The organism is Aeromonas sp. R2-2, from assembly GCF_040908355.1.
Taxonomy (GTDB): domain Bacteria; phylum Pseudomonadota; class Gammaproteobacteria; order Enterobacterales; family Aeromonadaceae; genus Aeromonas; species Aeromonas veronii.
The window spans coordinates 33155-42478 of record NZ_JBFODQ010000051.1 but is presented as its reverse complement, the minus strand read 5'-3'; the positions used below and the strand labels follow the sequence as shown (position 1 = coordinate 42478).

The 9324-nt window shown below is 58.6% G+C and carries 9 protein-coding genes and 1 pseudogene; 3 read left to right on the top strand and 7 right to left on the bottom strand.

Going from position 1 to position 9324, the window contains the following annotated elements:
- Positions 1–27: 27 nt before the first annotated feature.
- Positions 28–1107 (bottom strand): annotated as a pseudogene (locus tag AB5Z09_RS09195) (IS4-like element ISAs18 family transposase); the annotation flags it as partial.
- Positions 1108–1298: 191 nt separating this feature from the next.
- Here AB5Z09_RS09195 and AB5Z09_RS09190 point away from each other — a divergent pair.
- Together AB5Z09_RS09190 and yciA are read left to right on the top strand one after the other, a co-directional pair.
- On the top strand, positions 1299–2147 hold the full coding sequence (locus AB5Z09_RS09190) for an NAD-dependent epimerase/dehydratase family protein (RefSeq protein WP_257124978.1): 849 nt from the start codon (positions 1299–1301) through the stop codon (positions 2145–2147).
- 59 nt (positions 2148–2206) lie between these two features.
- Positions 2207–2611: an acyl-CoA thioester hydrolase YciA gene (yciA, locus tag AB5Z09_RS09185; RefSeq protein WP_033113469.1), complete on the top strand. Its 405-nt coding sequence runs from the start codon at positions 2207–2209 to the stop codon at positions 2609–2611.
- On the opposite strand, the gene AB5Z09_RS09180 is transcribed toward yciA, so the two are convergent.
- On the bottom strand, positions 2612–2836 hold the full coding sequence (locus tag AB5Z09_RS09180; RefSeq protein ID WP_005344394.1) for a hypothetical protein: 225 nt from the start codon (positions 2834–2836) through the stop codon (positions 2612–2614).
- A 107-nt stretch (positions 2837–2943) separates the two neighbouring features.
- On the opposite strand from AB5Z09_RS09180, the gene AB5Z09_RS09175 reads away from it, so the two are divergent.
- Entirely contained in the window at positions 2944–3789 is an 846-nt protein-coding gene (locus tag AB5Z09_RS09175; RefSeq protein WP_005337873.1) for an endonuclease/exonuclease/phosphatase family protein, read from the top strand.
- A gap of 106 nt (positions 3790–3895) precedes the next feature.
- On the opposite strand, the gene AB5Z09_RS09170 is transcribed toward AB5Z09_RS09175, so the two are convergent.
- From AB5Z09_RS09170 to AB5Z09_RS09150, 5 genes are all read right to left on the bottom strand, one after another.
- Positions 3896–4192 (bottom strand): GrxA family glutaredoxin, encoded by a 297-nt coding sequence (locus AB5Z09_RS09170; protein ID WP_223849348.1) that lies wholly within the window; start codon positions 4190–4192, stop codon positions 3896–3898.
- Positions 4193–4286: 94 nt separating this feature from the next.
- Positions 4287–5726, bottom strand: a complete 1440-nt coding sequence (gene dacB, locus AB5Z09_RS09165) for a D-alanyl-D-alanine carboxypeptidase/D-alanyl-D-alanine-endopeptidase (RefSeq protein WP_005350510.1) — start codon at positions 5724–5726, stop codon at positions 4287–4289.
- Positions 5727–5838: 112 nt separating this feature from the next.
- On the bottom strand, positions 5839–7599 hold the full coding sequence (locus AB5Z09_RS09160; RefSeq protein WP_257124648.1) for a DEAD/DEAH box helicase: 1761 nt from the start codon (positions 7597–7599) through the stop codon (positions 5839–5841).
- Positions 7600–7714: 115 nt separating this feature from the next.
- Positions 7715–8752, bottom strand: a complete 1038-nt coding sequence (locus tag AB5Z09_RS09155; RefSeq protein WP_075115488.1) for an HlyD family secretion protein — start codon at positions 8750–8752, stop codon at positions 7715–7717.
- A gap of 3 nt (positions 8753–8755) precedes the next feature.
- The gene (locus tag AB5Z09_RS09150) at positions 8756–9094 is read right to left on the bottom strand and encodes a DUF3302 domain-containing protein (RefSeq protein WP_257124649.1); all 339 of its coding nucleotides are present in this window, start codon (positions 9092–9094) and stop codon (positions 8756–8758) included.
- Positions 9095–9324: the final 230 nt, after the last annotated feature.

Sequence of the window (9324 nt, the reverse complement as noted above, 5' to 3'; positions counted from 1 at the left end):
CTCAGAGATCCCCTCATTTTTAGAGACTCAAATAATTCCAAGTGTGCGGGTATATAAGCGGTGTTGCTTCAGGTAGTAGATAAATTTATCCATCAACAAGACCGCATTGGCTTCTTTCATTTTAGGTAGCAACTGGTAATAGATGACCCCTTGCCGAAAGAACGAATAGGTTCGGCTCTTGCTGGTATTGACCTTGATCGTTCTCTCTAGACCGACACTGTCTCCAGCCTTACCCAGCAGCGTCAGCAAGACGATGGCCAGGGCACTGAATAAAAACAGTCGGTCGCGCCGGACCGGATTACTGATGTGCACATCTCCCATACCCATGCCGAATTTGTAATCTTTGATATCACGAAAACTGGTCTCGATACCCCAGCGCTGGCCGTATAGTTGCAACGCCTTGGCGGCGCTCAGGTCGGTCCGGTTACTGGCCAGAAACCACGCGTCTTTCATGCCACTCTTATGACAACAATAGACCCGTTCGACAGGCTGTCGCTGCCCAGTTAGCTCCACCGCTTTGAGGGTTCGGGTGCGCCCGGTCGGCGTTAGCCAGTGCCGAGCTGGAACCTGCTCTACACCAGGGTAACCAACCAAAACATTTCCTTTAAATCTAATGAGATAAGCAAAGCCTAGCTCTTGCTCCAGGCGTTCGAACAGCTCCATGTAACCAAAGCCGCGGTCAGCTACTACCGTCACGAAGATACCCTCTGGCAACGTCTGCTTGAGCTTGGTGAGCAGCTCTTTCTCATGGGCATTGCGTTGCCCTTTGAGCAACGATTTCCGATGGGTTTTCCACAGCAGCGGAGTACTGCGACCGTGGTTGGTTTGCAGGCTGATAACCAAGGTACTGTGATCATCGGCATCGAATTCGGTCCAGTCCATGGAGACTACGATCTCGGTACGTTCACCGACCACATAGGGCACCCAATCGTCAAAGAGGCTCCAGACATTGAGCTTGGTGTTAGTGAGCAGGCGATCCACCTGTTTAACCGCATGTTTACGTTCGAGACCGTTGGCCAAGGAGAGGCCACTACCGATGGCGTGGATGGCCAGTGAACCTGACTCGATAACCCCGAGGGTAGCATTGGCGAGGGAAAGAACACGCTTAGGGAGGGTGAGAACAAGTACCCTCCACAACAAAACTGAAAATTTTAGTCGATTTAATTCAAATGCTTACAAAGGCGTATTTTTGTACTTGGTGACTTATTCGCACCTTCCCTATCTGCAGGCCAAAGCTTTCTTTTTATGCCAAGGCAGGTAAGCTGCGGGGCAAATAGCGTCAAGCAGGAGAAGGGATGATGACAGAACAACATATCGCCGGGACGATCGGCATTCTGGGGGCGGGGTGGCTGGGGCTGCCGCTGGCGCGAGCCCTGTTGGCGGCTGGCAAGCAGGTGGCGGTGACGGTCAGCAGCGCCGAAAAAGCGGCCCGTCTGCAGGGGGAGGGGATCAACGCCTATCCGCTGACCATCTCTGCCAACATGGGCTCTGCCGAGATGTCCGTTGCTGATCAACAAGAGTCGTGGCCCATCCCCTGCGAATCGTTGGTTATCTGCGTACCGCCCAGCAAGACCGATGACTACCCGCAGGCGGTGGCAAAGGCCTGCGCGTTGGCCAAAGCGAATGGCACCCGGCGGGTGCTGTTTGTCAGCGCTACCTCGGTATGGGGCGCGGGGCAGCAGGAGGGTGAAGAGCCCCAACCGCGCCATGCCCGTGGCGAGCGGATGCTGGCGGCGGAGCAGGCGGTGCTGGCGGCCGGTTTCGAGACGGTGATGATAGTGCGCCCCTCCGGCCTTTATGGCCCGGATCGCCATCCCGGCCGTTTCCTCGCGGGCAAGACCCTGGATGGCGGCGCCCAGTCGGTCAATCTGGTCCATCTGGACGATGTGGTGGCGGCTTGCATGTTGCTGCTGGAACGGGGCAAGGACGGGGATGTTTTCAACCTGAGCGCGCCTGTGCATCCGCGCCGCGAGCAGTTTTACCCCTTTGCGGCGCGCCAGCAGGGGTTGCCTGTGCCGGTTTTTATCGAGCCTGCCGGTGAATTTCAGCCCATCGACGGTCAGCTGATTTGCCAGCAGATGGGATTCAACTATCGCTGGCCCGATCCGGCCCACTGGTTTGCCGAGCTCGCCGCCTCGGGCAATTGAGGTTTGCCAAGGGGGTGATCGCCCCCTATCATGCCGCCATCCATGAGAGAGAGGCGGTAATGATGGTAGATACAAAACGTCACCCCGATGGGGAGTTGTTGCTGAGAACCCTGGCAATGCCAGCCGATACCAACCCCAATGGCGACATTTTTGGTGGCTGGATCATGTCCCAGATGGATATAGGTGGGGGCATTATGGCCAAGGAGCTGGCAAAAGGACGTATTTGTACCGTATCCGTCGAAGGCATGACGTTTCACAGTCCGGTCAAGGTGGGCGATGTGGTCTGCTGCTACGGCCGCTGCATGAAGATCGGCCGCAGTTCCATGAAGCTCAAGCTGGAGGTGTGGGTCAAGCCGGTACTGCGGGAAAACGATGCCCAGCGTTACTGCGTGACCGAGGGGATCTTCACCTATGTCGCCATCGACGAACATGGCAAATCCCGCCCGGTTCCGGTGAGTGCCTGATTAAATCAGCCGGGCATTGATGATGGATATTTCCTGCTCAAGCCCGGTTTTTTGCCGTATCATGCGTTCCAGCATCTCTTCCGAGCCCACATATTGCAGGGTGTCGAACAGGCAGAGATCGCATTGAGGGTCCCGTCTTATCTGATAGACGGTGGACAGCTCCACTTGATGACAATTTCCTTGTTGATCATAAAACGTCACGTTGTACCGAAGTTCTTTCGCCATGAGACAAGTTCCTTCTGGTTGGGTGGAACAGGGACTATCAGCTTAGTCGGCGTGGATGACGTTTGTGATGGTCGCAACAAAAAGCAAAGGCGGGCGGTTGTTAGCCAATGAAAAATAGTTATCGCATTCTTGGCACCTCCCTGCTGACCCTGGGGTTGGTAGGCTGTTTTGAGGTGCCGGATCAGAACCATCTGGTCACAGCTCAAGGGATTGTGCCGGGACTCGACTGCCAGCGTCCGCCGCTGGTAGCGTTGGCGACCACGGCGCTGCCCCGTGAATTCGGGGTGACGGTGTGGAATCTCTACAAGGGCCAGCGCAAGAACTGGCGCGAAGGGATGGACAGTTATGCCAAGGGGCAGGATCTGGTGCTGCTGCAAGAGTCGGCCACCCGTCCCGATATGCTCGACTGGCTGCGCGCCGGTGATTTCCAGTGGCAACAGCTGCAAGCCTTCACCCAGGGCGGCGTGTCGTTCGGGGTGATGACGGTGGCCAAGACCCCGCAGGCGTTCGTCTGTGGCGTGCGCTCCCCCGAACCTTTGCTGCGCATCCCCAAATCCGGGCTGGTGAGCCTCTATCCACTGCAGGGCGATCCCGACGGCGTGATGGTCATCAATATCCATGCGGTCAATTTCGAGCTGGGGATGGCCACCTTCCGCGAGCAGCTCAACGATCTGACTGCCTTGGTGCGCCGCCATCAGGGGCCGGTGATCCTGGCCGGTGATTTCAATACCTGGAGCGACAAGCGCCAGTTCTGGCTGAACAAACTGGTGGACGAGCTGGGTCTGCAAGAGGCCGTGCCGGTGCCTGATCTGCGCCGCACCGCCTTCGGTCGCCCGCTGGATCACCTCTACTACCGCAATCTGGATCTGGTCGAGGTGAGTTCACCGGCCACCGACAGCTCGGATCACAACCCCATCATTGCGCGCTTTGCCGCCCAGTCGGTGACCCCCTGATCGGGGATGATGTGCGCGTGTTGCCCATAAAAAAATCCGGCGCCTGATAGCGCCGGATTTTTTTATACGATCTGGCGGTCAACCCGCTCGGGATGACCCGCTGGCATTACTGGTAGAGACCCAGATTCGCTTTGGCATAGGCTTCGAAATCGGTGCAGCCACCGATGTGCTGCTCGTCCAGGAAGATCTGCGGCACGGTATTGACCGGCTTGCCGGCGCTCTTGGCCAGATCTTCTTTGGTGATGCCTTCGGCATGGATATCCACGTAGCGGAATTTGAAGTCATCGCGCTGTTCGGTCAGCTGCTCGGCGATCTGTACGGCACGGACACAGTAGGGGCAACCCGGGCGACCAAAAATCACTGCAAACATATTTTCTCTCCGTTTTTTAAGCCGTTTATGTATGGCCGTTGATATGAGGCAGGCAACAGCATAGCCCTGCCTCGTGGCGACTTGAAGCCGAAATTATCGATACCCTGATTCGAGTGGGCCTATTGGATCAGCTCTCATCGGCGATCTGGATCGGCTGCTGCTGATAGATGCTCTCCAGCACCCCCTTCTCGAACACAGTCCAGGGCCACGGCGCCTTGCTGGCACGGTAGCGCTCATGGGTGGCCGGATCTTGGGACAGGCCACGCTGGAACATCACAAACGCCTTGCGCTGGCCGCCCGCAGTGTCGATAAAGCCCACCAGGTTGGAAGTGCCGGTGATGGTGCCGGTCTTGGCGTGGACCTTGTTCTTCATCATGGGGGCGGTGACGCTGCGGCGCCACGCCAGGGTGCCATCCACCTGAGAGCTTGGCAGCAGCTTGATCAGGCCAAGCTCGGCATCATTTTTCTGGATGAAGTTCAGCACCGACATCATCTGACGGGCGCTGATGAGATTGTGAGCGGAAAGACCGGAGCCGTCTGCCAGAGTGGCATTGCCCAGATCGATGCCGTTCTTGGTCAGGATGGCGCGCACCGCCATGGTGCCGCTGCGATAGCTGCCCGGCTTGTTGTAGTAGTGACGGCCCACGGTTTTGAGGAAGGTATCGGCGTAGAGGTTGTCCGATTTCTTCAGCATCTTGGCGAGCATCACCGGCAGGGAGACCGAGTAGTGGGTGCCGAGGGTCTCTGCCCCTTCAGGGGCCTTGTGGGTGACCCGCAGCAGGCCATCATGCTTGATACCGGCCCGGTTCATCGCCCAGCGGATGTTGTCCCAGCCCCAGGCTTCCACGTCGTGGATGGCGAAACGCAGCCCCTGCGGCTCCTTGTTCGGGGTGATACAGCCCTTGAGCTCGTAGAAGTTGCCCTTGGCCATGTCCACTTCCAGTGCGCAGAACTGGCGCGCCATGTCGCCATAGCTCATCACCTCCACGTTGTCGGCACCGATGCCGATGGGGACGCCGGTGGCCACGTTGCCGACCGCCGGTTTGCCAATCTGGGTGGCAGTGATGGTGCCGTAGGCGCAGTTCTTGTCGATGATGACCGAGGAGACAGGAGCGGCGAAGCAGAGGGTCTGATCCCCCCACGACCAGCCGTTGCCGCGCTCGTAGCCGTTGTAGGCGCCGGTGTTGACGTAGACATTGCCCTTGATGCTGGTGACGCCGAGCTGCTTGAACAGGGCCAGCAGATCCATGCGGGAGAGGGTGGGGTCGCCGACGAAGTTGATCCAGATATCGCCGTTGATGGTGTCACCCTGTTTGGCACCGGGTTGGGCCTGAATGTCGGTGGCGAAGCGGAAGTCGGCACCCAGCTCGAGGCGGGCCGCCAGCGCGGTGAGCACCTTCATGGTGGAGGCGGGGGCGATCATCTGATCCGCGTGGCGGGCAAACTCGACGCCGTTATTGCCCTGCACCATGATGGCGTACTGGCCACCCTGAGGGGGCGTCAGCGGGGCGGCATGAGCCGCCAGAGAAGAAAAGAGAGCACAAAAACCAATCAACAGCCGCTGCATAACATCCTCTAACGTGACGAAGGGCCCGGCAGTGGTGCCGACCCTGATAATTCAACCAGCCGATGCGGGATCGACGGGATAACGCAATTCATGCCATGTATGCCGGTCGCCATCATGCCAGCGAGTTGGCGGTACGATAGCGACCCTCATAATCAAAAATTTTCTCTTTTATCTGCCAGAAGCGACCCGATTTGCGGGCGATGACAAAATCCGGATGACGGAACTGGCTTTGCGCGGCCAGCACGCTCGCCAGGGTGGCAAATTCGGGCTCCAGCCCCGGGGCGGGCCAATGATGACGCACAAAGTGCTGTTGAAACAAGCGCCGTGCGCCCGGGGAGTGAAATCCGAAGTATTCGCTGAGGGTCAACCCATCCTCATCGTGATAGGTCACCTCCAGCCGCTCCCCCTGTTTGCCGCGCCCGGCTGTGAGGGTTAGCCCCGCGCAGCGGATCACCATGCAATCCTTGAGATTGAGCGCCTCTTTAAGCTTGTCGTCAGGGTCCACCAGCAGCTGATCGCAGCTCTGGCAGCTGCGGGCGGCGATGTCGTTCTCCGCACCGCAGCCGGGGCAGATCTTGGCGCGAAAGCGGTAGTCACACTCTTCGCGGTTGCCCTCATCATCTTCAAACAGCCCCTGACAGCGGCGGCCGTAGTGCTCGATCACCTTGCCATCCTCGTCGGTCTTGCCCCAGAAGGTGTTGGCAAAACCGCAGGCGGGGCAGGGCACCTGTACCGGCTCGGTACCGGCGTGGGGGCGAGGCTCCCCCACTTCGGGGGCGAACAGGTTGAAGTTGTTGCCCGCATAGTCGAGTACCAGACAATCGCTCTTGCCCGGCGAGAGACGCAGGCCCCGCCCCACAATCTGCTGATAGAGGGAGACCGACTCGGTGGGCCTGAGCATTACGATAAGATCGACATGGGGGGCATCGAAGCCGGTGGTGAGCACCGCCACGTTGACCAGAAACTTGAGCTCCCGCGCCTTGAAGGCGCTGATGAGGGCATCGCGCTCCGGCCCCGGCGTTTCGCCGGTGATAAGGGCTGCCTGCTGGCCTCGGGCGCCAAGCAGGCCGTGAATTTCACGGGCGTGTTCGACGGTGGCGGCGAAGATCATCACCCCCTGCCGGTCGGCGGCATACTCCAGCACCTGGCTCAGGATATGGGGGGTAACCCGCTCCTGGCGCTTGAGCTCGCCGTTGAGATCCGCCTCGCTGAAGAGGCCGTTCTCCCTCGCCACCAGCTTGCTGAAGTCGTAGTGGACTATGGGGGCATCCACCATGCGCGGCGGCGTCAGGTAGCCGTTTTTGACCATAAAACGCAAGGGCAGCTCGAACACGCAGTCGCCAAACAGCCGTTCGCCGTGGCTCTTGACCATGCCGTGATAGTGGCGCCGGTAGATCCAGCCCAGCCCGAGCCGATAGGGAGTGGCGGTGAGGCCGAGGATCTTGAGGGCCGGATTGGCGGCCTTGAGGTGGTCGATCACCTGATGGTACTGGCTGTCATCATCGAGCGAGACCCGATGGCACTCATCGATGATCAGCAGCGAAAACGCTCCGTCAAAGGCATCCAGATTGCGGGCAACCGACTGCACCGAGCCGAACACCACCTGGGCGCTCGCCTCCTTGCGATCCAGGCCGGCAGCGAAAATATCGGCCTTGAGCCCCCACGCCTCGTATTTAGCGTGGTTCTGCTCCACCAGCTCCTTGACGTGGGCCAGCACCAGCACCCGACCGCGCGCTTTGCGGGCCAGCTCGGCGATCACCAGACTCTTGCCGGCCCCGGTGGGCAGCACCACCACGGCGGGATCCGGGTGTTTGCGAAAGTGGCTGATAACGGCGTTGACGGCGTCGGTCTGATAGGGTCTGAGAACGAACATGCAGGCTTGGGTATGTCGATGTGGGGTGGTGCAAGATGGCGCCATTATAGGGTGCTTGCCGTCACAAAAACAGCGGGCCGGCATGATGCCGGCCCGCAGGGTGCTTGGGTGCTGATCAATGGAACGGGAAGATGTAGTTCATCCAGCTTGCCATGCGCAGCAGCACTTTGCGCATCACAGATACATGGTGGAAGTAGTGGGTATAGATGGCAGCCTGCCCGCTGGAGCCTGCAATTACCTGATACTTGGCCCACTCGGGGTCGGTGATGGAGATAACCACCGGCAGACGACCCGGGCGCACCGCAGTGGTTTGATCCAGCAGACCGGCGTTGGCCTGCACGTTACCGGCGGCAATGGCCGGAACCACGGCTGTCACCTTGCCTTTGAAGATCTTGCCGGGTACGCCATCGATCACCACTTCGGCCTCATCGCCCACCGCCAGTCTCTGCATGCTGTTCTGCCAGAACCAGCCGACGTAGGCGGTGTCATCCTTGTGGATGAAGGTCATCACCGGACGATACATGAAGGGGGTGGCGATCATGCCGGGGCGTAGGGCCAATTGCACCACATGACCATCGCTCGGGGCATAGACCACGGTTTGTGACTGCTGGTACTTGGCTTCCATCAGCTGGGCCTGCAGATCGTTCAGGGTGGCTTTCTGCTGGTCAATCTGGGCCACGATGTCGTCCACGTTGGCTTGGGTGACGTCGAGGTCGCGCTGCTTGCCCACGCCACGGCGCATCAGGTCGCTGGCGCGATCCCGATCCAGCCTGGCGGAGCGCAGTCTCGCCTCGATGGACTTGAGGTGTTCGCGGTTGGATTCGACCCGTGCGGTGAGGCTCTCCACTTTCAGGCGGAACGGCTCGTCATCGATGCGAAACAGCACATCCCCTTTTTTCACCGGCTGGTTGGCCTGTACCGGCACCTCAACCACCCGGCCCTTGACCAGCGGCACTATGGGGGTGGAGACGTAGTAGTTGCGCGCCATCTCGGAGTAGGGGTGGTTGTAGTTCATCAGCATGATCAGGGTGCCGATGAGCAGCACGCCGCCCAGTGCTGCTGTGGGGACGGTCCACTTGTTGAGCGGGATGCGGAAGATTTTGAAGATGGCGACACACAGTGCCGTGTAGGTCAGGATCAGTAGCAGGTCCATGGTTTATCCCTGTTGCTCACTCTGTTCGATAGTGTTGATACGGCTCTTCAGATCCGCCAACTCCTGCTTGAGGGCCGCCAGCTCCTCTTCATCTTCTTGCAGCCGCTGGCTAAAGCCCCAGCCGCGATCCGGCCGATAGAGGGTTGCCCAGATCCAGAGGAAGGGCCACAGCACGTGCAGGGTAAACAGGCTGACCCAACCTGCCACATGAATGGCATCCTGATGAGGGTGATTCCGATGTTTGGCAATCTCGTAAGGAATATCGTGGATAACGATGACGCCATAAAAAATGACCAGCCCGACAAAGACGAGCAGACCAAGGGCAAAATAATCAAGGGCCATTTATAACCTCCACTGGCATGACGCACAGCTTAATCATGGGTTCCAACAAGCACTAAAGCAATTAAGAATCACACATTTATCGTCAGTTTGCCCGGAATCTTAAGGAAGGTGCGAATAAGTCATATGGCACGAGAGCATTTACTGGTAACCCATTGATATTAAATGACTAAAATTTTCATTTTTTGTTCGTGGGATACTTGTTCGCACTTTCCTTAAAGCTATTCGCTGTA

What these genes read in the sequence shown, in the direction of transcription:
- AB5Z09_RS09190 (WP_257124978.1), top strand. Translation starts at nt 1,299, where the DNA reads ATGACAGAACAACATATCGCCGGGACGATCGGCATTCTGGGGGCGGGG.
- yciA (WP_033113469.1), top strand. Translation starts at nt 2,207, where the DNA reads ATGATGGTAGATACAAAACGTCACCCCGATGGGGAGTTGTTGCTGAGA.
- AB5Z09_RS09180 (WP_005344394.1), bottom strand. Translation starts at nt 2,836, where the DNA reads ATGGCGAAAGAACTTCGGTACAACGTGACGTTTTATGATCAACAAGGA.
- AB5Z09_RS09175 (WP_005337873.1), top strand. Translation starts at nt 2,944, where the DNA reads ATGAAAAATAGTTATCGCATTCTTGGCACCTCCCTGCTGACCCTGGGG.
- dacB (WP_005350510.1), bottom strand. Translation starts at nt 5,726, where the DNA reads ATGCAGCGGCTGTTGATTGGTTTTTGTGCTCTCTTTTCTTCTCTGGCG.
- AB5Z09_RS09160 (WP_257124648.1), bottom strand. Translation starts at nt 7,599, where the DNA reads ATGTTCGTTCTCAGACCCTATCAGACCGACGCCGTCAACGCCGTTATC.
- AB5Z09_RS09155 (WP_075115488.1), bottom strand. Translation starts at nt 8,752, where the DNA reads ATGGACCTGCTACTGATCCTGACCTACACGGCACTGTGTGTCGCCATC.
- AB5Z09_RS09150 (WP_257124649.1), bottom strand. Translation starts at nt 9,094, where the DNA reads ATGGCCCTTGATTATTTTGCCCTTGGTCTGCTCGTCTTTGTCGGGCTG.